Annotated in this window: 22 protein-coding genes and 2 pseudogenes; 4 read left to right on the top strand and 20 right to left on the bottom strand. The window is 60.8% G+C overall.

Annotated elements, in window-relative coordinates; translation table 11 throughout:
• Positions 1 to 19: 19 nt before the first annotated feature.
• The 5 genes from tssE to VXM69_RS21435 form a co-directional block, all read right to left on the bottom strand.
• A complete protein-coding gene (gene tssE, locus VXM69_RS21455; RefSeq protein ID WP_034187524.1) occupies positions 20 to 505 on the bottom strand; it encodes a type VI secretion system baseplate subunit TssE in 486 nt (161 codons plus the stop codon).
• Between the two features lie 62 nt (positions 506 to 567).
• Complete coding sequence (locus VXM69_RS21450) at positions 568 to 1,071, bottom strand: type VI secretion system tube protein Hcp (RefSeq protein ID WP_034187525.1); 504 nt, start codon at positions 1,069 to 1,071, stop codon at positions 568 to 570.
• Between the two features lie 71 nt (positions 1,072 to 1,142).
• Complete coding sequence (gene tssC / locus VXM69_RS21445) at positions 1,143 to 2,633, bottom strand: type VI secretion system contractile sheath large subunit (RefSeq protein ID WP_034187526.1); 1,491 nt, start codon at positions 2,631 to 2,633, stop codon at positions 1,143 to 1,145.
• Between the two features lie 15 nt (positions 2,634 to 2,648).
• Entirely contained in the window at positions 2,649 to 3,164 is a 516-nt protein-coding gene (gene tssB / locus VXM69_RS21440; protein WP_006484395.1) for a type VI secretion system contractile sheath small subunit, read from the bottom strand.
• Between the two features lie 46 nt (positions 3,165 to 3,210).
• Positions 3,211 to 3,840, bottom strand: coding sequence for a tetratricopeptide repeat protein (locus tag VXM69_RS21435; protein WP_034187527.1), 630 nt, complete (start codon positions 3,838 to 3,840; stop codon positions 3,211 to 3,213).
• Between the two features lie 372 nt (positions 3,841 to 4,212).
• On the opposite strand from VXM69_RS21435, the gene tssJ reads away from it, so the two are divergent.
• The 3 genes from tssJ to icmH all read left to right on the top strand — a co-directional run bounded on the left by tssJ (position 4,213) and on the right by icmH (position 7,052).
• Complete coding sequence (gene tssJ, locus VXM69_RS21430) at positions 4,213 to 4,824, top strand: type VI secretion system lipoprotein TssJ (protein WP_034187528.1); 612 nt, start codon at positions 4,213 to 4,215, stop codon at positions 4,822 to 4,824.
• A gap of 102 nt (positions 4,825 to 4,926) precedes the next feature.
• Positions 4,927 to 6,273, top strand: coding sequence for a type VI secretion system baseplate subunit TssK (gene tssK, locus VXM69_RS21425; protein WP_367190143.1), 1,347 nt, complete (start codon positions 4,927 to 4,929; stop codon positions 6,271 to 6,273).
• Complete coding sequence (gene icmH, locus VXM69_RS21420; RefSeq protein ID WP_034187530.1) at positions 6,270 to 7,052, top strand: type IVB secretion system protein IcmH/DotU; 783 nt, start codon at positions 6,270 to 6,272, stop codon at positions 7,050 to 7,052. Before tssK ends, icmH begins: the two co-directional genes overlap by 4 nt.
• Before the next feature lie 480 nt (positions 7,053 to 7,532).
• Here the strand turns inward: icmH and VXM69_RS21415 are convergent, their stop codons facing one another.
• The 5 genes from VXM69_RS21415 to VXM69_RS21395 all read right to left on the bottom strand — a co-directional run bounded on the left by VXM69_RS21415 (position 7,533) and on the right by VXM69_RS21395 (position 9,594).
• Complete coding sequence (locus tag VXM69_RS21415) at positions 7,533 to 7,673, bottom strand: Imm1 family immunity protein (protein WP_366917819.1); 141 nt, start codon at positions 7,671 to 7,673, stop codon at positions 7,533 to 7,535.
• Positions 7,639 to 7,935 (bottom strand): hypothetical protein, encoded by a 297-nt coding sequence (locus VXM69_RS21410; protein WP_301742733.1) that lies wholly within the window; start codon positions 7,933 to 7,935, stop codon positions 7,639 to 7,641. Before VXM69_RS21410 ends, VXM69_RS21415 begins: the two co-directional genes overlap by 35 nt.
• Before the next feature lie 14 nt (positions 7,936 to 7,949).
• Complete coding sequence (locus VXM69_RS21405; protein ID WP_034187531.1) at positions 7,950 to 8,267, bottom strand: hypothetical protein; 318 nt, start codon at positions 8,265 to 8,267, stop codon at positions 7,950 to 7,952.
• A 550-nt stretch (positions 8,268 to 8,817) separates the two neighbouring features.
• Complete coding sequence (locus VXM69_RS21400; RefSeq protein WP_367190142.1) at positions 8,818 to 9,228, bottom strand: hypothetical protein; 411 nt, start codon at positions 9,226 to 9,228, stop codon at positions 8,818 to 8,820.
• Between the two features lie 21 nt (positions 9,229 to 9,249).
• Positions 9,250 to 9,594, bottom strand: coding sequence for an RHS repeat-associated core domain-containing protein (locus VXM69_RS21395; protein ID WP_301742731.1), 345 nt, complete (start codon positions 9,592 to 9,594; stop codon positions 9,250 to 9,252).
• Positions 9,595 to 9,602: 8 nt separating this feature from the next.
• Between VXM69_RS21395 and VXM69_RS21390 the strand changes: the two are divergent.
• Positions 9,603 to 9,716: pseudogene (locus VXM69_RS21390) on the top strand (SymE family type I addiction module toxin); the annotation flags it as partial.
• Between the two features lie 58 nt (positions 9,717 to 9,774).
• Here VXM69_RS21390 and VXM69_RS21385 read toward each other — a convergent pair.
• The 10 genes and pseudogenes from VXM69_RS21385 to VXM69_RS21340 all read right to left on the bottom strand — a co-directional run bounded on the left by VXM69_RS21385 (position 9,775) and on the right by VXM69_RS21340 (position 20,800).
• Entirely contained in the window at positions 9,775 to 10,050 is a 276-nt protein-coding gene (locus tag VXM69_RS21385) for an immunity 53 family protein (protein ID WP_124609909.1), read from the bottom strand.
• Positions 10,047 to 10,472, bottom strand: a complete 426-nt coding sequence (locus VXM69_RS21380; RefSeq protein WP_244131199.1) for a hypothetical protein — start codon at positions 10,470 to 10,472, stop codon at positions 10,047 to 10,049. The genes VXM69_RS21385 and VXM69_RS21380 overlap by 4 nt, the downstream gene beginning before the upstream one ends.
• Before the next feature lie 177 nt (positions 10,473 to 10,649).
• On the bottom strand, positions 10,650 to 11,078 hold the full coding sequence (locus tag VXM69_RS21375) for an NTF2 fold immunity protein (RefSeq protein WP_167361862.1): 429 nt from the start codon (positions 11,076 to 11,078) through the stop codon (positions 10,650 to 10,652).
• Between the two features lie 11 nt (positions 11,079 to 11,089).
• Positions 11,090 to 11,446: a DNA/RNA non-specific endonuclease gene (locus VXM69_RS21370; RefSeq protein ID WP_083286573.1), complete on the bottom strand. Its 357-nt coding sequence runs from the start codon at positions 11,444 to 11,446 to the stop codon at positions 11,090 to 11,092.
• A gap of 80 nt (positions 11,447 to 11,526) precedes the next feature.
• The gene (locus VXM69_RS21365) at positions 11,527 to 11,880 is read right to left on the bottom strand and encodes a hypothetical protein (protein ID WP_367190141.1); all 354 of its coding nucleotides are present in this window, start codon (positions 11,878 to 11,880) and stop codon (positions 11,527 to 11,529) included.
• 25 nt (positions 11,881 to 11,905) lie between these two features.
• A pseudogene (locus VXM69_RS21360) lies at positions 11,906 to 12,385 on the bottom strand (RHS repeat-associated core domain-containing protein); the annotation flags it as partial.
• Positions 12,386 to 12,533: 148 nt separating this feature from the next.
• Positions 12,534 to 12,644 (bottom strand): RHS repeat domain-containing protein, encoded by a 111-nt coding sequence (locus VXM69_RS21355; protein WP_124609908.1) that lies wholly within the window; start codon positions 12,642 to 12,644, stop codon positions 12,534 to 12,536.
• Between the two features lie 58 nt (positions 12,645 to 12,702).
• Positions 12,703 to 12,957, bottom strand: a complete 255-nt coding sequence (locus tag VXM69_RS21350) for a hypothetical protein (RefSeq protein WP_367190140.1) — start codon at positions 12,955 to 12,957, stop codon at positions 12,703 to 12,705.
• Positions 12,957 to 17,567 carry an RHS repeat-associated core domain-containing protein gene (locus tag VXM69_RS21345; RefSeq protein WP_367190139.1) on the bottom strand — a complete coding sequence of 1,537 codons (4,611 nt, stop codon included), beginning with the start codon at positions 17,565 to 17,567 and terminating at the stop codon, positions 12,957 to 12,959. The genes VXM69_RS21350 and VXM69_RS21345 overlap by 1 nt, the downstream gene beginning before the upstream one ends.
• A gap of 53 nt (positions 17,568 to 17,620) precedes the next feature.
• Positions 17,621 to 20,800 (bottom strand): type VI secretion system Vgr family protein, encoded by a 3,180-nt coding sequence (locus VXM69_RS21340; protein WP_367190138.1) that lies wholly within the window; start codon positions 20,798 to 20,800, stop codon positions 17,621 to 17,623.
• Positions 20,801 to 20,857 lie beyond the last annotated feature (57 nt).

The following is a 20,857-nucleotide window of genomic DNA, read 5'->3' as shown; positions in this document are numbered from 1 at the left end:
GCCCGCTCGGCGGCTTGATTTACTGCATTCTCGCGGCGCGTGCGCGCGTGACCGAATACTGCAGCGTCGACGGTTGCAGCATCGCGTCGAAACTCACCGGCTCTTCGGCCGGGTGCACGACGAGCAGCGCCTGGATCGCGAAATAGAGCGCGTTGGTGGCTTGCTCGTTCAGCTCGAACGTCACCTGCACCTGCTGCAGGCGCGGCTCATGGCGCGCGATGGCCTGCTGGATCGACTTGCAGATGAACGCGCGGTCGTAGTGGCTCGCGAGGCTCAGCCCCGCGAAATCGTTCAGCCCGTAGGTCAGCACCGACTTCTGGCATTCGGGCAGCGCCGCCAGCTCGCTCTCGGTATGCGCGATACGCGTGTTGAGGATCGCCTCGACGTCGCGGGCGACCGTGTTCTTGAGCTCGTCCAGCGACAATTGCCGCATCGCTGCCGAGGCCGGCAGGTGCGGTTCGTCGTCGAACAGCTTGTCGAGAAAACTGGGTTCGAATCGTTTCATCAGCCGGCGTGCACAGCGAAAACGGCAACGGGACGCCGTGCGCCCCGTTGCCGCAACCGACCTTAGACCGCGTAGGTCTTGTCGTTCTTCGTCAGGCTCCAGGCGCCCTGCGTGTTGCCGCCCTGGTTGCCGCCGATCTTCTGCTGGGTCTGCTTCCACTGCACGGCTGCGTACTTCAGCGAGAACGTCTCGATCGGCAGGCCTTCCTCGCGGACGCTCGGCGCGATGCTCGAGATGATCACGTACTTGAGCTTGACTTCCAGATACTGCACGCGCTTGCCTTCACCGTCGGCGCGCGAGAAATGGATCGTCACTTCGTCGAACGTCGTGCCGCCCGACGCGTGCTGGTACAGCAGCGGGCTCGACGAATCGATTTCCTTCGAGAACACCATGTCGCCGTGTTCGCACCGCGTCTGCGTCAGGCCGCCGGCCGACGACGCCGTTGCCGAACGCGGCTGCACGATCGAGTGATCCCACGACTTCAGCTCAAGCCAGCCCTGATGGTCCTTGTCAGCCGACTCGCCCTTGACTGCCGGGCTACCAAATTGCAAGTGAATGTGTAACATGGCCCTTCTACTCCCCAAAGAGGTGGTTTTAACGTCCTACCCAGGCGGCCCGCCCGGGCGATTTTGCTCGCTTATGAATTTGCCGATTTGGGCAGATCAGCGACAAGTCGCAGAGAAATCGAGAGTTCGTCGAGCTGAAAGTGCGGGCGCAGGAATGCGACCGAACGATACGAGCCCGGCTTCCCCGGAATCTCCGACACTTGTATGGAAGCCTCGCGCAGCGGGAATTGCGCCTTCTGCTCCTGCGACGCGTTGTCGTCGAGCAGCACGTACTGCGAAATCCACCGGTTGAGGAATGTTTCCACGTTCTGCGCCGAGGCGAAGCTGCCGATCTTGTCCCGCATCATCGCCTTCAGGTAGTGCGCAACACGCGATACCGAGAAGATGTATTGAAGCTGGGCGGACAGGACGGCGTTCGCGTTGGCGCTGTCGGTGCTGTATTTCTTCGCTTTCTGCACCGACTGCGCGGCGAAGAACGCGGCGTAATCGGAATTCTTGCAATGGACGAGCGGGATGAAACCGAGGTCGCTCAGTTCCTTCTCGCGGCGATCGGTGATCGCGATCTCGGTCGGGCACTTCAGCGCGACTTCGCCGTCGTCCGTCTTGAACGTGTGGGTCGGCAGATCCTCGACGAGGCCGCCGCCTTCGACGCCGCGGATCGCCGCGCACCAGCCGAAGTCGTCGAATGCAGCCGTCAGGCGGGCTGCGAAGGCCCACGCCGCGTTGCACCACAGGTACTTGTCGTGCTCGGTGCCGTCGACGTCCTCGACGAAGTTGAAGCGCTCCGCGGTCTGGCCGTCCTTCGGATTGAACGGCAGGCGGCCGAGGAAGCGCGGCAGCGTCAGGCCGACGTAGCGCGAATCCTCCGAGTCGCGGAACGACTTCCACTTCGCATATTCGACCGTGTCGAATACCTTCGCGAGATCGCGCGGCTTGCCGAGGTCGGCGAACGACTCGAGGCCGAGCAGCTCCGGCGACGCCGACGCGATGAACGGCGCATGGGCAGCCGCCGCGACACGCGACATCTGCTCGATGAAGTACAGGTCTTCCGGCTGGCGCGAGATCTCGTAATCGCCGATCAGCGCACCGAACGGCGAGCCGCCGAACGTGCCGAATTCTTCTTCGTAGACTTTCTTGAACAGCGCGCTCTGGTCGAACTCGCTCGCGCCCTTGAAGTCGCGCACGAGGTCGCGCTTCGGGGCGTGCAGCGCCTTGATCTTGATCGTCTGGCCCGTGTTGCTTTCCTTGACCAGGTAGTCCATCCCGCGCCACGTGCTCTCGAGGCGCTGGAATTCCGGCGCGTGCATCACCGCGGAAAGCTGCGTGGAGATCAGGCGGTCGAGTTCCGCGACGCGCGCGTCGATCGTGGCCGACAGGTTGTCCGACACGATCACCGTGCCGTCGAGCACCTGGTGCGCGAGTTCGCCGATCAGGTCCTTCGCGCGGGCATGCTCGGAATCGGATTTCGCGACCTTGCTCTTCTCGACGATGTCGTCGAGCAGCGAAGTCCCGGCGGCGTATTCCGCGCCGCTCGCTTGGGCCGCAGCCGTTTGCTGGTTCATCTCAACACTCCGTCGTCATTCGCCGTCTTTGTCGCCGCCGGTGCCCTTCGCGAGCTCCTGCAGCTGCTGCGTGTTCTTCAGCACCTCGGACAGCAGATCCTCGAGCTTGTCGTTGCCGGCGAGCTTGTTGCGCAGGTCGGCGAGCTTCGAGCGCGCCTCGAGCAGGCGGCGCAGCGGCTCGACCTGTTCGACGACTTCGTCCGGGCTGAAATCCGACAGCGAGCGGAACTTCAGGTCGACCGCGAACTTGCCGCCTTCCGGGCTCAGGCGGTTTTCCACCTGGAACGCGGCACGCGGCTCGATCGCCTTCATCACGTCGTCGAAATTGTCGCGGTCGATGTTGACGAATTTGCGGTCGCGCAGCTTCGGCTGCTCGATTTCGGACTGGCCCGCCAGATCGCCGACGACCCCGACGACGAACGGCAGTTCCTTCACCTCGATCGCATCGCCCTTCTCGACCTCGTAGGTCAGCTGGACGCGCGGCGGCCGAATTTTCTGCAAGCTTTTCTGAATGCTTTCTTTCTTGGCCATCTCGACGGCTCCCAGGTTAGTTGTGGTTATCGCGTCAGTTGCGGTTTCAGTTGCGCAGTGCGCCGAACGGATCGGCGCTGCCCTTTTGCGGCGTGGCGGGCGGCGTCGGCGTGGTGGCTGCCGCCGCTTCGGCGGCCGGTGCGGCAACGCCCTTCGGACGATGGACGACGCGGCGCGGCGGGCGCGGCTTCACGACCTTCGTTTCAGGCGGGAACAGCGCCGATTCGCCGAGCGTGTCGCGCAGCTGCTTCGCGAGCGCCTGCGCATCGGACTTCGCGTCGCCCGCGAGCGACGCATCCTGGCGCAGCTCGCCGAGCGACTGCGTCGCGATCCGCAGGCCGGCCACGGCCAGCACGCTCTTCGCCTGACGGTCGGTCGCGTCGCGTTGCAGCGCTTCCTGCGCGGCAACGATTGCCTGGCCGTAGTGGTTCTGTGCGAACTGGATTTGCGCAATGCGCGACCACGGCTCCTCGCGCGTCGGATCCGACTTCGCGAGTTGCTGGTAAAGGCCGAGCGCCTTGTCCTGGTCCCCCGCCTTCGCAACGGCGTCTGCATCGGCCAGCGACTTGTTGAACACCTCGGCAGTCGGCGGCGCGGGAGGCTGGCTCGCACAACCGGCGATCACGCCGCAAGCCACTACTACCCCAGACAGTTTTGCGAAGAGACGGTCTTTCATCGTTATTTCCACCGGCGCGTGAGTTTTAAATCGTTGAGAATCTGGTTCTTTTGCTTTGCAAGAAGCGCGCGGGTATAGTACCGATCAATTTTTCATAATTCAATCGTCGTGTGAAGAGTAATTCCTTTTAAAACCGGGCGCTACCCCCTCGAATGGCCTATCGCCGCAGGCTCGCGGCGGTTTTTCTTTCGGCCGGAATGCGCAAGTTTTACTGGTCGCACGACGCGCCGCCCGGGCGGCGGAAAAAATTTCCGGATGCCCGCCGAGACGCCGGCGCGCTTAATAGTTGAACAATGTAACGCCGGGGATTCGCAGCGATCGCGGAAATACCTGGCAGTCTTGACAGGGATAAAGGCGGCACGCCGGAAACACATGAGATCGTCCATGATTCGCTACGCGCTGCCGCTGGTTGCGTGCGCCCTGCTGGCCGGATGCGCGGCCGCCCCGCTGCTCGGCTCGGCCGCGAGCGCCGTGATGTCCGCGGCCGGCATCGGCAAGCCCGAGGTGCCCGACGCGCAAAAGCCGCCGCGCAACCTCGGCATCACGCTCGCCGCGGCGCCGAACCTGAATGCCGCGACCGACAACAAGCCGCTCGCGCTCGTCGTGCGGCTCTATACGCTGAAGGACCCGACGTCGTTCCAGCAAGCGCCGTTCGACGCCTTCACCGATCCGACCAAGGAAAAGGCCGCACTCGGCGCCGACCTGCTGAACGTACGTGAAATCACGCTGATTCCGGGCCAGCGCTATACGGCGACCGAGAAGGTTTCGCGCGAGGCGCAGGCGTTCGGCATCGTCGCACTGTTCCGCGATCCCGCACTCCAGCGATGGAAACTGACGTTCGATCCGGTGAAGTCGGAGAAATCCGGCATAATCATCGGCCTGCATAATTGCGCGATGACGGTCACCGATGGCACCGTCATTGCACCGCAGCAGGGTGCGCCGTCACAACCGCTGAATATGCTGTCTTCGGTGTCCTGCGGTTAAACATGTCGCACGAATGTCAATTAACAAGAGTTAACAATTGGCGATTTAATTCGGGCACGACCAAATCGATTACATCGCAACGCCACATTAACCGGATTTGACATGAGTTATTCGGCCAAGGTGCTGTGGGGGGAAGGGCTGTTCCTCCGGCCTCAACACTTTCAGCGACAGGACGCGTACCACGAGGCGCGCCTGTTCGAGTCCATCCAGGCGATCCAGCCGTACAACTGGGGCGTGCGCTCGGTGCGCATCGATCGCGACGCGCTCGGCAGCAACGTGCTGCGGGTCGCCGAACTCGCGCTCGTGTTTCCGGACGGTGCGCTGTATGCCGCGCCGCAGGCCGACGACCTGCCGCCACCGATCGCGCTGGATACCCTGCCCGAGGGCATCAACGAATTCGTGTTCTATCTCGCGCTGCACCCGCTGCGCGAGAACGGCGCCAATTACAGCGACGATCCGGCCGCCGGCTTCATGACGCGCTTCGTCAGCGAGCAGACGAGCGTCGCCGACAACTTCACCGATGCCGCCGAAGCCGACATCACGTTCCTGAAGACGCAGGTCAAACTGATCGCGCACAGCGAACCGCGCGACCAGTTGCTGTCGGTGCCGCTCGTCCGCGTGCGCCGCACCGCGACCTCCGGTTTCGAGATCGACGACAGCTTCGTGCCGCCGTGCCTCGCGATCGAGGCATCGCCGATCCTGCACCAGCGGCTGCGCCAGCTCGTCGACGCGCTGCAGGCGAAGGTGAACGCGCTGTACGGTTTCCACCGCGAGCCGTCGAAGAACATCATCGAGTTCCGCTCGGGCGACATCGCATCGTTCTGGCTGCTGCACACCGCGAACGCCGCATTCGCGACGCTCGCGCACCTGCACCAGCACGCGGCGCTGCATCCGGAGCGGCTGTTCCAGGAACTGCTGCGCCTCGCGGGCCAGTTGATGACGTTCTCGAAGGGTTATTCGCTCGCCGACCTGCCCGTCTACCGACACGACGATCCGGGACCGAGCTTTGCGCGTCTCGACCTGATGCTGCGCGAGCTGCTCGACACGGTGATCTCGACGCGCTATTTCGCGATCACGCTCGACGAGGTACGTCCGTCGTTCCACCTGGGCCGCCTCGACTCCGGCAAGATCGACGACAAGACCGAGTTCTATCTGGCCGTGTCCGCGGACATGCCGAGCGTCGAGCTCGTCGATGCCGTGCCGGCCCGCTTCAAGGTCGGCGCGCCCGACGACGTCGACAAGCTCGTGCTGTCGGCGATGCCCGGCGTGCGGCTGTCGTACACGCCGCAGGTGCCGCCCGCGATTCCGGTGCGGCCGGGCGCGTGCTACTTCGCGCTCGATTCGCGCAGCCCGCTGTACGAGCGCATGCTGCAGGCCCAGTCCGCGATGATCTATGCGCCGACTGGCATCAATGACCTGAAATTCGAACTGATCGCGGTCACATCATGAGCTACGCGCCTTCCCTGTTCGGCGACAATGCGCCGGCACCCATGCATACCCCGGCGTCGACGGACTCCGCGTTCCAGGCGCGTTCGCTGCTCGATTTGCTGTACGACGGCTTCTTCATGCTGTTCCTGCTCAAGAACGGGCGGGAACCGGACAGCGCGAGCGAGTTCAGCACGCGGATCCAGGAGTTCCTGTCGGATTTCGAGCGCGGTGCGAAGAAGCTGAATATCGCTGCCGAGGACGTCTACGGCGCGAAATTCGCGTTCTGCGCCGCGATCGACGAGATGGTGCTGTCGTCGCAGTTCAAGATCCGGGCCGACTGGGAACGCCGGCCGCTGCAGCTCGTGCTGTTCGGCGAGCAGCTCGCGGGCGAGAAGTTCTATCAGTATCTCGAGGATTGCCGTGCGCAGGGCGCGGCGCGGCTGCAGTCGCTCGAGGTGTTTCATATGTGTCTGCTGCTCGGGTTCCAGGGCAAGTATCTGCTCGAAGGGCCGGAGAAGCTCGCTTACCTCACCGCGCGGCTGGGCGATGAGATCGCGCATATGAAAGGCAAGCGGGCGCCGTTCGCGCCGCATTGGCCGTTGCCGGATCAGATCGCGCATCGGTTGAAGCGTGAGGTGCCGGTTTGGGCGATCGGGGCGGTGTTTGCACTCGTGGCACTGCTCGGGTACCTCGGGCTCAATACTTATCTCAAGGACAAGACGCTGCAGGCGTTGGCGCCTTATTCGCAGGTGATCAAGGTCGGGCCGGAGTCGGCTAATTTGACGATTTCGTTGCCTTGAGGGGCGGGCTTCGTTCGACGTTGATGCTGCATGGAAAAAGGACCGCTCGGCGGTCCTTTTTCGTTTTTGCCCCGCATCCTCTGGACAGCTGAAAAAGTTCGATCGCGTACCGATACGCCACGCTATCCAGACATCTTCATAGCCTGCATCGTCGATGATGAAACGCGCGCCGGCTGGCAGCCGCAGATAGGGCAGGACCGAAGGCAAGTAGGTCGACAGGTACGCGGCGCGCAACGGCCGATAGAAATCGGCGGCGTCCGAGTATTCGCCGCAATGGAAAAACCAGCCGACGTCGTCGCCTTCGGACAGCGCGATGCGCGTGTCATAGACAGGCATACGCCCGAGCGTCGACATCGCGACGGTACCCCTCTTCGGGCTCGGCGGCGTGCAGACCGTAGCGTGCGCAAATCCGCTTCCTGTTGCGCGCGCAATGCTGCCGGATCGTGTGCAATATTCATTTCCTTCCTGTCCCGCGGCGAATCAGCCGGGTTGCCAGCATAACCGCGGATCGGCGCCGCCGGTCGATACGAAATAGGCTGCCGCCTGCGTCGCCGTTGCACGATCGACGCACTGTCGCGCCGAATAGCTACCTCGCTGGCCGCCCGCCACGAGTTCGATCATTTCGTCTGCAGGTGCTTCGGGTGCCGTCAGGTTCAGCAATGCGGCGTCGATCCGATGCGATGAAGACGACATATCTGCCGTCATGGCCACCGCCGATCGTCATCACCGTCGCATCGCTCGCGTCGAAGGCGATGGTCGAGCGATCGCGACCGTTCAGTCGTTCGACGGCCGCGATCGCTTGCGCGGGGTCGTCGCGCGTCACTTCCGTCACGTGCGAACGGTTACCGACGGTTGTTTGCTCGATCACTGTCGTCGTTCGCATTCGCCGGCGTGTCATCAGAACAGGATAAATGCGTCGTTCTCGACGTAGAAAAGGAACGCGTCGAGCAATTGGGCGACGCTCGGTTCGTCGACCTGATCGTGCGCGTTGATCACGATGTCTTCGATCGTCGCGCTGTTCAGCGTGACGCGCCAGCCGGGCTGCTGTGCGATGGCCGGTGGCGTATTGGTCTCGGGGTCGTCGGCGTCTTCGGTGAATGCGCCCTCTGTATCGAGCGTCCACGGCGTCGGCGGCAGGCAGAGCCAGCCGGAGAAGTCGCCGGGATGTTCGAGAATGTGTTGCAACGACACTTCGGTCGTGGTGGTGGTCGACATGGGTATTGCAGTGGTAACGGGACTGGAGTCAATGCGCAGGAGCAGCGATGTGGCAGGTGCACGAAAGTGCCTGCGTCACGGCGCTCGTATCAGCGAGCCGTGATTATGCCAATTCCGTATGCGCGCAGTGGACTCGGTGGTTGCTGTCGGTCCGCGCGTTCCTCCTAAACACCACTTGAAACCTGCATCCCGCATCTATACTTTTTGCCGATTGAACTTTGGGCAAGATACTACGACTTCCGTGATCGCCACACCTACGAAGTCACCATCTTCTTCATCAGACTCCCTAGCCAAATAGACATAATATGGCGGTCAGGTCCGAATCAAAATCGTACGCAATCATCTGCCCCCTTCCCGAACCAATCCAAAAAAAGAAGCGAAGGTGACCCACCTTGCATCAATATCGAAAATTTTTACTCATCAACATACAATTCACGCCAATCGATACGTATCAACATCACCTCACCTCAACTGAGCGACTGCACGCCCCATCGAAAAAGAATAACCCGGAAACGCAAAACCTCCACTCTCATTCAGCAGCAAACCAACCCTACAAAGTCAGAGCATCGTAAATCAAAATCCTATCCCCTTCAGCCATTTTATATGCATGCGCAACAAGAGCAAGGTCACTTTCAACGCCATCTATTATTAGATCGAGTTGCATCCTCTTACTGGACCCTGATGGCGCCCCCGGATCAATTTCATACAACTTCACGTGACTAACGATGTAGCCTCTATCATGGACTCCAATCCTTTTTAGCGCATTCTCATCCAGAACATCCCCGCACAGATATTCCAAAATATTCCTCTTAATCCCCTCCGACTCTTTGGCGTCAAAGTTTCCATTCGAAACCAATTTTTCGAAAATATTTTTTGAAAAACATTCGCATATCTTGGATATCTCCAAAATCATATCATCTGTAATCCATTTGCTCACACTAACATCTCCTGGTTGAACCATTTCCATTCCTTGGCACACGAGTCAGCGTATCAGCCGTAATGCCCAGTTTGGCAGACCATTCACGGCGGCATCTTGGTAAATGTGATGTGAGTCTTGTTGCCCGCCAATCCTTCTCAGGTCACCGTGCCTTCCGGTCACGACACCTTCGTCGGCGAGAATCTTCTCGAAGTCGTCGGCGCAAGGGCATTTCGTGAGCCCTAGCGGGTCAATCCACTGTACCGGGTTCGGCGCATATTGATAGACGTTGACCCCGCCAGCTAACCCAATCGGATCTTTCGACACGAAGCGCCCACCACTCGGATCGCAGTACCGATACCGGTTGTAATAAAGCCCCGTCTCACGCTCCTTGGACGCGAAGCCCCGCACATCGGCCGCAATCCCTTATCAAGATCTCAGGCCGCTGGCTGACACACGACGCAGGTTTCCACGCCGGACAGAAGCTCCACGTTCACGTCCAACACGGCAAGCTCACCATTACCGCCACCTGAACGGCGAGCTTCAACTCATCGCACCAACAACAAGGGCCGCTCTCGCGGCCCTTCGTACTTATCGCAACCAATCGACAACGAGCGCCAGTAGTTCATTCAGATTACCAGGACCACCGTACCCGACGAATTCCGTTTCGGTTGCCTTCACCGTGATCCAATTTTCTTCATCGCGCTCTACATTCATATCGACAGGCTTCCTCCCTGACGCACCGCTTACCTTGACCCTCCAGCCCGGGTTGTCAATATTGGTAATCTCGACGCCATAAGAGTGCTCCCAAACATCGTCGCATTGGGAGGTATACCAGTTTTGCAAAGCATCAATCAGATCACTCATTTGCACAGCCCCTTTCGTCTCGCCAGTTCCCTTGCAACACGAACGTCTTGTTTAGTCGCAGCCCTTGTAACCTCTGTCTTTTTCGACGTCGTCACTTGGCCGTTTGGCCCAACGTTAATTGTACGAGTCTGAACATGAGGTGTCGGAATATCTGTTCCCGTGGCCTTATCGAAATGCGATGCCCCTTGCAGATCAATGTGGCCTTGTGTTGTGGGCGTAGAGAACGTTACCGAATTTTGGTTGATATGCTTTGGGGCCATCTCAGTTGAATCTTTCGGCCCCTGAGACGCGTAATCGTTGCAGCTAGGCAAGCATTTAGGACATTGCTTCGAAAGCCCTAACGGATCGATCCAGCCGGTCGGGTTGGGCGCATATTGATAGACGTTGAAGCCACCGTCGAGGTCGATCGGGTCTTTCGAGATGAAGCGGCCGCTGCTCGGGTCGTAGTACCGATGCCGGTTATAGTGCAGCTGGAGCGACCCCGTTTCAGCATCTCAATTGGTCCGCGAAGCGCAGTGGATTCCTGATTCCTACATTGCGAGCCGCTTTGCTGATAACCGCCCTTGCTTCACCCGCACCATGTGGCGCGGTGACTCACTCTAGATGGAATCCTGCTTGTCCCATTTACCCGTACTCCGACGCCAATCGTAGACGGCGTCAATTTTCGGCTCACCGTGCTCCATTACGAGCGCGTAACGGAGACGCTGAGCGAGTCCTCTTTCATTGAACGTCTCGATGTAGATCGTCTTACCGACTTTGCTCTCTGTATCATCCAGCACTTGCTGCTCAAACTCTGGCGGACGACCAGAAGGCAACAAGTCGAGGCGACTTTGCGCCTTCGTAGCAAGCGCCTCGGCACTGAGATGCTCCATAAAAATCTGGTTTAGCGCTTCTCTAGCATCGGTCAACATTTGCTCACGCACCGATGAGTCCTGGTTGCCTCTCAGGGCTCGTCGCTTCGCCTCAAGCGCTATCTCCCAACGCAGCATATCCGCTATAAAGGTCGTCAATCGTTCAGTGGGCGTCATTTCATCTCCAGTCATGGGCATTTGCATGGACAAGGATTCGCAAACGTCCGCGAGTGCGTAACACCATTTATCCTAGCTTGATAGAGAATTGAATCAGGTCTGGTTGAGCCAGATCCATACTGTGGTACAACTCGAACGATTACATTGTCGCCACTAGCCACGTGGTCCGCAATCTGGCTTTCAAAGCGGTTGAACGCCCCTCGATTCGTACTAGGATCCTGAGGAAAGACTTCCTTAACGCCACCAAGACCGCCAAGGTTGCGCGCAATCGGGTGCCCTGCGTCATCGCTAGCACATCCAAAGGCTCGAGCCGCAGCGCGTGAACTCGCATTATCAGGGGAGAAACGAGTAACCGCGCGTTGGTCTATTTCCGGACATCAGCGACCAGAAACAACAAGGGCCGCTTACGCGGCCCTTGTTCTTTTACTGCTCCCTTCGAAGACTCTCGTCAATCAGGCGCAAACTCACTGTGAAGGTCGACTGCGGTATCTTCATTAAGCTCTGCTCGAACTCCGTTGTGGCCTACAGCAGTAATAATGAACCGATCCACATTTTCGTCAACGACCCTTGACCCGTCGATTACAGCAAAGAGACCAAATAATGCAACGCGAACCGATTCTGCTATCGCTTCGTCGAGTAGCCGTTGTTCATCGCTCGGTAAACGAGCCCGCCACTCCGAAACCTTGATCAGCAGATCACGAGGCCGCCGCCCCGGAGGGGCAGTAAAAGTTCTCACAAGATCACTTGTCGCCTGCTCCTGTACATGCGTCCGGATCGCAGCAACGAATTCCTCTGTATTCATGACTGAAGTCCTTTTTACGTGAATACTATTTCTTAAAATCCTTTGGGTACATTTCCTTGTTGAGCGCAATGAGCCGTTGCAAGCACTTGTTAGAAGCGCCAGTGTGTTGTCTCAGGTCTCTGATGTCGCTAGCTAGCAAATCTCTCGCCGTTTCCGTATACGCGCCCTTACGTGTCGGAATTTGTTCATGTTCACCAGCAGGAACAGCTATGGACGGGCCAGTCTTTGGATCGTAGCCAGCAACAACCTGGGCGGCTGGGTGTTTTTGCATCGCGTGGTGAATATCGAGGCCGTCGCCAGAAGCTGAACGCTTCTTGAGATCGTCGTACGTACCAACATCATACTTCGAGCACGGATCACAAGGGCATCGAGCCAGCCCCAGCGGGTCGATCCAGCCAGTCGGATTGGGCGCGTATTGATAGAGGTTGTTGCCGCCAGCGAGACCGATCGGGTCCTTGGACACGAAGCGCCCCGAACTCGGATCGTAGTATCTGTGTCGGTTATAGGCGAGCCCCGTCTATAAGTCGCGCTCCTTCACTCTCCCAATCGAGAAGCACATTGCCTGGGCGCAGAACACCACCCGCGTCGTAGTCGCATTGCGCCACTCGCTAGGTGCCGGTGCGCCTTTGGCTGCGGGGTGTTGAGTAATTTCCTCAAGGTGACGCGATCCGTAAACCCACCTCGTCGTATTCATAGCGCACCATCTTGCCGTCGCCCCCCGTTTGCTCGATCAAATGGTCGATCCCGTCGTACCTGATTTCCATCTCCCCCGACCTCGACAATCACATATATACCAGGAGCCGCTCGAGCGGCCTTTCGTTACTACGCTTCTGACAAGTACGCCTTCAACATTTCTAGAAGCTCAGTCTTTGAATAGACGAACTCCTCTCCAGCACTCATCCCACCAATCGTGTCGAGCAGCGTGTCGAGCCTCTTATCACCATAGCGATATGCCCTAGCATCAAGCGACTTGAGATAAACATATCGAGCACATGTTTCCGGGGCATAGGGTTGTGTTTCGATGAACTCCATTATTTCCGTGACCAAGTTCAGTTTTTCATCGCGTTGATTCATCATCAGCACCTACATGGACAATTAATTGCTCTGCCGCCCGGCGTCGCCTTCCCTTGATCTATATCTGCCTTGGTCGGCGGGTAGTGTGGTAAATTCAGAACCTCGCCATCATTCATCTTAGGATGAACGCGATTCACTGCTCCAGAATGGTCGTACGTCTCTTCCCAACTGCGGACTTGACCAGTAGCAGGATTCCATTCGGTGACGTGTGATCGTCCTCTCGTCGGCCCGGCAGTTCTGGCTAACGCTTCTTTATCGTAGTACCGGATACGTCCGTCTGGCAGCGCACGCGTTCGATCAGCAGTCGCCTGTGCTCCTTCAAGCGCTGAAAGCTTCCGACGAAGTTTTTCTGCTGGACTATCGCATCTGAGCCCCAACGGATCAAACCAACCGATGGGGTTAGGCGCGTACTGGAAAGCATTCAGCCCACCCGCAAGTCCAATTGGATCTTTGCTAATGAACCGTCCTACTTCTGGATCGTAGTACCGATACCGGTTGTAATGCAGCCCCGTCTCTTCATCGTCCTGCTGCCCCTGAAACCGCAGCGGATTCCTCGCCACGATCCCCGCCGCCTTCGACACCCGCGCGATCACTTCCCGCGCTTCCCCCCACGCCTTATACGACGCCTCCCACACGACGTCTCCATCGGCATCCGTCAGCAACTGCGGCGTACCGATCTGATCACAGTGGTAATAGGACACCGCCGCATCGCCTCGACGCTCCGGCACCTTCTGCAGCGGATCTTCCTCTGGCACATAGCGGTCGGTACTCTTCCACTCCGGTGTCACGATCCCCTCAACCGGCCCCGCAACATACTGCGCCAGCGGCACGAACGTTCCCGGCTCGTACAGATAGTGCGTGCCGCGCTCGCCGTCACTCTCATACGCCAGCGTGTCGCCATCCCACCCGAACACCGTCCGCTCGCCGTTCACCTCCTTCGCAATACGCCGACCGAACGGGTCATAGAAATACCGCGCCTGACTCTGCCGCGACGTCTCGGCAACCCGTGCGGACAGCAAGCGATTGAATTCATCCCACTCGTATTCCTGCTCACCCGCCGGCGTGCGCTTGCGCACCAGATTCCCGCGCGCGTCGTACTCGAAGTGCATGCCTGCATACGCCTTCAGCAGGTTACCGAGCACCTTCGGCACCTCAACCGGCAACGTGCTTTCCGGCCGCACCGGACTCGGACGCGACGCAGACATGTCCGCAGTCCGCACCGGATCGATGATGTTGCTCGCGGGATCAAACGCAAACCGTTCCTTCGCGATGGGACTGATCGCCTCGATCAACCGTCCGACCGGATCGTATCGATAGTCGGTCCCGCCCTTGCGGCTGTCCTCGATTCGCGACAACTGCCCCACCACGTCATAGCGATACCGCCGCTCGGCAAGCGGCGCGGGCGATGTCGATCGCTGAATCGTCTGCTGCAACACGCGTCCAGCCGGATCGTAGTGCGTGCGCTGGCCGACCTTGCTCGACAGCACACGCACCGTCTCGCGATGCAAGTCATCGCGCTCGAACTGCACACGCTCCTCGCCATCGAGCAGCATCCCGTGCACATGCCCGGACCCATACATCAGCCAGTCGACCGCATGGCCGTCCGGCCGAACGGTACGCCGCCGATTGCCGAGTTCGTCGTACTCGTGATGCCATACGTAACTGCGTCGTTCGCCGAACAGGTCGTACGCATGATGTTCGCGCACGAGATTGCCGACCGGATCGAAGAAGAACTGCACGCGGCCGTATCGATTCACCGCATCGATCAACTTGCCGCTCCGATCGTAGGCAAACCGCTCTTCGCTTTCCCCCGCGACGCGCTTCAGCAGCCGACCGTTCACATCGACGTCGATCGACGTCACGCAACCCGCTTCGTCGATCGCAACGAGACTGCCGCTCTCGCTGTCGTACTGATAACGCGTCGACTTGCCGTCGAAGCCGATTTCCTCGATCAGCCGCCCTGCCGGATCGTAGTGGAACTGATACGTCGCAAAGTTGGCATCGGTCAACGCGGTCAGGCGCCCGAGGCGGTCATAGCGATACGCAACCGTCTGCCCGAGCGCATCAGCGCGGCTGGCAATGCGGCCGACCGCGTCGTAGCCATATCGCGTCGAACGATTGAGCTGATCCGTGTGACGGAGCAAGCGGCCTTCAGCATCGTATTGGACCTGCTCGACGCCAGCAGGCGAGCGAACTTCGGTCGGTTGCCCGTTCGGGCCGTACCGATAGGCCACCACGCCACCGGCCGCGTCCTTTGTCTCGATCACGCGCCCGATATCGTCATAGCGCCACTCCGTCTTCTTTCCGGAGCAGTCCGTATAGCTTGTGACCTGCCCCGCATCGTTGTACTCGAGCGTCTTCGAACCGCCCTTCGCATCGATGATTTGCGTCGGCAAACCCTTGTCGTTGTATTCGTACTTCGTCGAGTGTTCGAGCGGATCGATTTCCTCGACGAGGTTGCCCGCATCGTCGTACTTGCGTTGCCACACGTGCCCGTTCGGGTCGACGAGCCGGATCATCTGATCCTTCTCGTCGTACGCCATCTCGACGACGCTACCGTCCGCCCGCTCCTGCCGGACCAAATTGCCGCGCGCGTCGTATTCACTCCGCTCGATGCTGCCATCCTGCCGAATGTGCAGTACCAGATTGTGATGAGCATCGCGCCGGAACCACTCCTGGTTACCGTCCGGATACACGATCCGATACACGTAACCGTGGATGTTGAAGTAGTACCGCGTCATCTGTCCGAGCGCATCGGTCACGTAGGTCAGACGGATGTTCGGATTCCACGCGAGCCGGAGATCGAGACTGCCGTCGTCGGCATATTCACGAATGCACTTCGCGTTTGCGTTGTCCTCGGCATCCGCGCCATCCCATTCGAGCGTCATCCCGCGGCCCGTGCGATCGGTATAGCGCGTCACAAGGTGACGGCGATACTGATACGTCCGCGCATTGCCGTGGCGATCGACCGCGCGCACGAGATCGCCGTCGGCATCGTATTCGTAGCTCGCCAGCGTGCGACGAACACCATCCTTGAGCACGTGTTCGATCTGCACGATCCGGCCATGCCGATCGTGCTCGAACGCGAGCACATTGCCGCTCGAATCGATCAGACGCGCCAGGCGATCGAGCGCATCGTAGTCCAGCGTGATCGTGTTGCCGGCACGGTCCTTCTGCATCGCGAGACGGAACACGTCACCGCGGCGCTCGTACACATGCAGCACGGCATGGCCGTACGCAATCGTCACCCATGTATCGTCGAGCCGCGACAGCGTCAGGTTCTCCGACAGATCATCGTGCACCGCGCCGGCAGCGAGTGCCGGATACTCGATGCTGCGCCCTTCCGCATCGCGATAGATCCACTGACCGTTCTTGGTGTCGATGCGCGTCGTATAGGGCGTGATCCATCGCGCACCCAGCTCGCCATTGTCATAAGCCGACAGACGAGAACGATAAGTACGCTCCCAAACGAGCGGCATGGCGCCCGGCAGGTTGAAATCCACGTGGGAGAACGTTTCGTCGCCAAACGCGAAATCGATTGATGCCTCCGATGCCCCGAGCCCGCACGCCTTGCACGTGCTCCTCCCCGCCCCTTCGACCGGCGCTTGTCCGTCGACTTTCTCCAGCCCTTCCTGCTCCCGCGTCTTCTTCGCCTGGCTCTTCCCGTTCGCCTTGACGTCCGTACTCTGCTCATGAAGCTTCGCGCGTGCCTTGACGCGCCCGACGGCCTCGATCAGCTGCAAGACCAGCCACATCATCTTGCCTTCTTCGCTGCCGGCAAGCGAACGAATCGACGCCGCGATCTTCGGCGCTTCGGTCCGAAGGAACGTCACCGTGCCGCGAAACGGCTCGAGCCACGCATCCGGCGCGAGCTTCGCCACCGTGCCCGCCGTCTTGTTGACAACCTTCTTTCCCAGCGCCTTGGTCCCCTCGTACGCAAACTGGATGCCGTCGCCGACACGGCTCGGGCTGTACCACGGCCGATCGTCCGCCATCTTCTTTGCGATCTCCTGCTGCCGCTTCAGATTCGCGTTCGCGTCGAAGAGTTGCCCGTGCAGCGCCTTGTCCATGCCGGTCGCCAGCGCGAGCATGAGCTCCTGGCACGTCGATGCGCATCCGTTGAGCAGTTCGACGAGACCGGACTTCAGCTTGTTGAGAAAATCCTCGATCTCGGTCGCGCAGGTCGCGTTGATATGCGTGACCAGCACGGAGATGATCGCCGCGCCGAGGTTGTTGCGCGTCATCAGCAATTCGTGGCGAACGAGCGCAAGCAGCGGGCGCGCCGACATCCGGAAAGGCGCAAGCGTCGGCGGAACCGGGATGATGCCAAGCAGGTTGATCGCAAGGCTCATGTAGTCGAGCACCTGGCCGCCGCGCTTCTCGATGATTTCGGCAATATCGCCCAGCGCGTCGACCATTGCCATGATGTTGCCGATGATCGGTACCGCACCGGCAAACGTCTTCACGTCCTCGAACGTGATGTGGTTGCCGCTGATCTTGCGCAACCACGCATCGAAGCGGTTGCCGACCGCGGCGACATCCTTCGGAGAAACATCGCTGAGCCAGGTAACGGCCTGTTCCTTCTCTGCGCCCGGCGGAAGTTGTTGTGCCATGTCGTTCTTCGTTCAGTTCGTCATATTCGGGCGGCCGACGAGCCGCCGCGCTCTCAGGATTTCAGCGGTCCGCCAAACCCGCTCGTCGGCAGCTTCATGCCCGTCGCGCCCGCGGCCGAGGCCACGGTCGTGGCGCCCTTGCCCGCGATACCGGCGACGCCCGGCAATGCGCCTTGCAACGCACCGGACGCCGCATTCGCCGCCGGCGCGGCCAGCGCCGCGAGTCCGCCTTGCCGTGCCGCCTGCACCATCCCGGCCACCTGCTTAGCGGCGCTGCCCAGGCTCGACGCCGTCTGCAGCGCGGAGACTGCACCTGCCCCACCCAGCGCGCCCGCCGCAGCCGGCAACGCGGAACTCGCCAGTCCGCCCAGCGCTGCACCTGCACCGCCACCGCTCACGAGCCCCATGGCTGCCGTCGCAGCAGCAGGGGCCATCCCTTGCAACTGGCTGGCAAGCTGTCCCGTTGCCGCTGACTGGGCCGCCTCCGGCGACGGCTCGACCGGCTCCGCCGGCCATTTCGCCTGTTTGAAATAGTTCGCCGGCTGATCCGACTCGCGCGGATCCTTCCCGAACTCGACACGTACCGCACCCGGCGGCAGCCCGCTCACGACCGTGTAGCCGCTGTTGTCAAGCGCCCCCTTCTTCAGCACCGCACCGTTCACGTCTTTCACCGTGAACAGCCCGCCCTTCACCGCCTCGCCGTTCACGTACTTGTGAAACAGCTCCAGCTGCCCCGGCTGATCCGGCCGTGGACTCGGCAACGGATACCCCATGCTCGCCGGCCCCGCGAACGTATGCGACGCACCCTTCACATCGACCGCACCCGGCGTATGAATCTCGATGTTCCCGCCTTGAATGCGGATATACCCGCCGCCGCTCGTCAGCAGAATCCCCTGATCGGCCGCGATCTCGATCCGGTCAGTCGCCGACACGACCTTCACCGCCTTCTGCGCGGTCACCTCGATGTTGTCCGACTGCGCCTGGATCTCCACCTTGCCCTTGCCCGCGAACAGCTTCATCCCCGCGTTCTGCACGAACAGGCTCAGCTTCTGCCCGATGCTCCCGATCAGCGACTTGCCCGCCGCGACATGCACGCTTTGCCCGCTCGCCACGTTCACGTGATCGTTCGCGACCACATGCACCGACTGCTGCGTCGACATCCCGATTCCCGACGGGCTGCCGAACAGCATCACCGGCTCCTTGAACGCATTCGCGCTTCCGGTGCCGCCACCGGCCGTGCGCCCGCCGGACGCGCTGCCCGACTTGCTGTCCTGCGTCGCGTCGGTGAACGCGCGCATCGTGTCGTGCGCTTCCTTCAGGCTTTCCGCCTGATGCTGCTCGCTCACACCCGACATCGCTTCGACGAGGCTTTCACCCGTCACGAGCTGCTGCTGCGCTTCCTTCACGTCGAGCGGCTGGCTGTTCGGCGCCTTCGGGTGCGTCGTCACGTAAAGGCCCTGGCTCGCCCGCACCGCGCCGTACGCATCCGAGCGCAAGTCGAACCCGCTGCCGAGATACGAGCCGCGCGAATTGCCGTTCTGGTCGATGATGTAGCCGAGGTGCAGCAGGCTGTTCGCGCTGCTGCTCATCAACTGCACGCGGTTCTGCCCGGTCGCGTCGTCCATCACGAGCTGGTTGTAGCCGCCGCCCGAATACTCCTTCGACCGGTAGCCGGAGAGGATCCCGTCGCTGTGCCACTGCGGCTGGTTCGCGCCGTTGTACACGCGCCCGACGGCCAGCGGCCGGTCGCAGTCGCCGCCCACGTAATCGATCAGCACTTCCTCGCCGATACGCGGCACGTGCACGCCGCCGTAGCCGCCGCCCGTATCCGACTGCACCACGCGTACCCAGCACGACGCGTTCTCGTTGGCCGGATTCAACCGGTCCCATACGAACTGCACACGGATCCGGTTCAGTTCGTCGGTATAGACCTCCTCGCCCTGCGGTCCAACGACGATTGCCGTTTCGAGGTGCATCTCCGGTTTTTTATGCTCGAACGGGCTGCGATACGGCACGCTCACGCGCTGCGCCTCGACCTCGACCAGATAGAAGCCCGTCGATCCGTCGTCGTGCGGGACACGCAACGCAGGATCGGCGCCGTAACCGTCCTGTGCCTGGATCAATGCCTCGCGCAGGCTGTACGGGAAGTCCGCGCTGTCGCTCGCAACGGGCAGGTTGTTCTCGATCCACCACGCGACCTCGATCGCGGCGAATTCGCGCTGATCGGCGGAATCGCGATCGTGCTCGGGATGCTCGGCCAGCGTGAAGCGCCGGCCGGCGTCGATCGCGCGCACGCCGCCCGCACCGTGGAAGCGCTTCGCCTGCGATTCCCACTCCTCCATCCGTACCTTCGTCAGATGGTCGCCGCGCGTCTGGTCCAGATACGTGTAAGCGCCCGTGTACTCGTACACCTCGAGCTGGTCCGGCAGTTCACCCTGGCCGGCCATCGTCGGCAGCGACGTACCTTTCGGATTCGACGGTTGCGCGGGATTCTTGTAGTCGAACGTGCGCGTCGACCGCGTGACGCTCTGCAGCGTGCGCGTGCCCGACCATTGCGTGAACGCGTCGGCCCCGCTTGCCGCACCGCCGCGATAGAAGCTCACCGTCTTCGGTGACAGCGGCGCAAACGCCTGCAGATTGTCGGTGATCACGAGCGTGTGCGACTTGCCGTCGTCGGCCTGCTGCCATGCGCAGAAGAGCCCCTCGTCCTCCATCAGCCGATGCACGAAATGCCAGTCGGTGTCGTGCTGGCGCGTGTACGAGCGATTCGGCACCGGCTTCGACAGCGCGAAGCGGAAATGGCCCTTGGCCTGCGGATGCTGGTTCAGCACGTCGCTGATGATCTGGTCGACGGTCGTGTCGTTCCAGAGCCGCTGGTCGCGACGGAACTTCAGGAAATGGGTGAAATCGGCGAACGTGAGCTGATAGGTCGTGAGCCCGCCGTCGGCGCCCAGCCGGCGCGCGGTATGCACGTATCCGTTGATCGGCCGATAGCTGCGGTCGCCTTGCTCGATCCACAGCGTGACGGGCTGCGCGATCAGCTTTTTAAGTTCCAGATCGCTATCGGTCGACAGCACGTCGAGCGTGAACTCGTACGCACGCCCGATGCGCGAGCGGCCGACTGCCCGCTGCACGGTCAGGACGTTGCCCCCCAAGGGCGTATCGAGCTTCAGCAACCGGTCCTGCTGAAGCAACCCGCCACGCAACGCGGCGATCGTGTTCTGCATGTTCATGGCTACGGCCTTTTCTTCTTTTGACGCGCCCTCGGATGGCGCGAGCACTGGACTTCG

Origin of the sequence: Burkholderia sp. Ed8, assembly GCF_040761425.1 — a bacterium.
Taxonomy (GTDB): Bacteria; Pseudomonadota; Gammaproteobacteria; order Burkholderiales; family Burkholderiaceae; genus Burkholderia; species Burkholderia seminalis.
The sequence above is the reverse complement of the archived record's forward strand: the minus strand, read 5'-3'. Positions and strand labels throughout refer to the sequence as shown.

What these genes read in the sequence shown, in the direction of transcription:
- VXM69_RS21375 (WP_167361862.1), bottom strand. Translation starts at nt 11,078, where the DNA reads ATGACGCCCACTGAACGATTGACGACCTTTATAGCGGATATGCTGCGT.
- VXM69_RS21435 (WP_034187527.1), bottom strand. Translation starts at nt 3,840, where the DNA reads ATGAAAGACCGTCTCTTCGCAAAACTGTCTGGGGTAGTAGTGGCTTGC.
- VXM69_RS21450 (WP_034187525.1), bottom strand. Translation starts at nt 1,071, where the DNA reads ATGTTACACATTCACTTGCAATTTGGTAGCCCGGCAGTCAAGGGCGAG.
- VXM69_RS21355 (WP_124609908.1), bottom strand. Translation starts at nt 12,644, where the DNA reads ATGGAAATCAGGTACGACGGGATCGACCATTTGATCGAGCAAACGGGG.
- VXM69_RS21400 (WP_367190142.1), bottom strand. Translation starts at nt 9,228, where the DNA reads ATGGTTCAACCAGGAGATGTTAGTGTGAGCAAATGGATTACAGATGAT.
- VXM69_RS21340 (WP_367190138.1), bottom strand. Translation starts at nt 20,800, where the DNA reads ATGAACATGCAGAACACGATCGCCGCGTTGCGTGGCGGGTTGCTTCAG.
- tssJ (WP_034187528.1), top strand. Translation starts at nt 4,213, where the DNA reads ATGAGATCGTCCATGATTCGCTACGCGCTGCCGCTGGTTGCGTGCGCC.
- VXM69_RS21405 (WP_034187531.1), bottom strand. Translation starts at nt 8,267, where the DNA reads ATGTCGACCACCACCACGACCGAAGTGTCGTTGCAACACATTCTCGAA.
- tssK (WP_367190143.1), top strand. Translation starts at nt 4,927, where the DNA reads ATGAGTTATTCGGCCAAGGTGCTGTGGGGGGAAGGGCTGTTCCTCCGG.
- tssB (WP_006484395.1), bottom strand. Translation starts at nt 3,164, where the DNA reads ATGGCCAAGAAAGAAAGCATTCAGAAAAGCTTGCAGAAAATTCGGCCG.
- tssE (WP_034187524.1), bottom strand. Translation starts at nt 505, where the DNA reads ATGAAACGATTCGAACCCAGTTTTCTCGACAAGCTGTTCGACGACGAA.
- VXM69_RS21350 (WP_367190140.1), bottom strand. Translation starts at nt 12,957, where the DNA reads ATGATGAATCAACGCGATGAAAAACTGAACTTGGTCACGGAAATAATG.
- icmH (WP_034187530.1), top strand. Translation starts at nt 6,270, where the DNA reads ATGAGCTACGCGCCTTCCCTGTTCGGCGACAATGCGCCGGCACCCATG.
- VXM69_RS21385 (WP_124609909.1), bottom strand. Translation starts at nt 10,050, where the DNA reads ATGAGTGATCTGATTGATGCTTTGCAAAACTGGTATACCTCCCAATGC.
- VXM69_RS21345 (WP_367190139.1), bottom strand. Translation starts at nt 17,567, where the DNA reads ATGGCACAACAACTTCCGCCGGGCGCAGAGAAGGAACAGGCCGTTACC.
- tssC (WP_034187526.1), bottom strand. Translation starts at nt 2,633, where the DNA reads ATGAACCAGCAAACGGCTGCGGCCCAAGCGAGCGGCGCGGAATACGCC.
- VXM69_RS21410 (WP_301742733.1), bottom strand. Translation starts at nt 7,935, where the DNA reads ATGCGAACGACGACAGTGATCGAGCAAACAACCGTCGGTAACCGTTCG.
- VXM69_RS21415 (WP_366917819.1), bottom strand. Translation starts at nt 7,673, where the DNA reads ATGATCGAACTCGTGGCGGGCGGCCAGCGAGGTAGCTATTCGGCGCGA.
- VXM69_RS21365 (WP_367190141.1), bottom strand. Translation starts at nt 11,880, where the DNA reads ATGAATACAGAGGAATTCGTTGCTGCGATCCGGACGCATGTACAGGAG.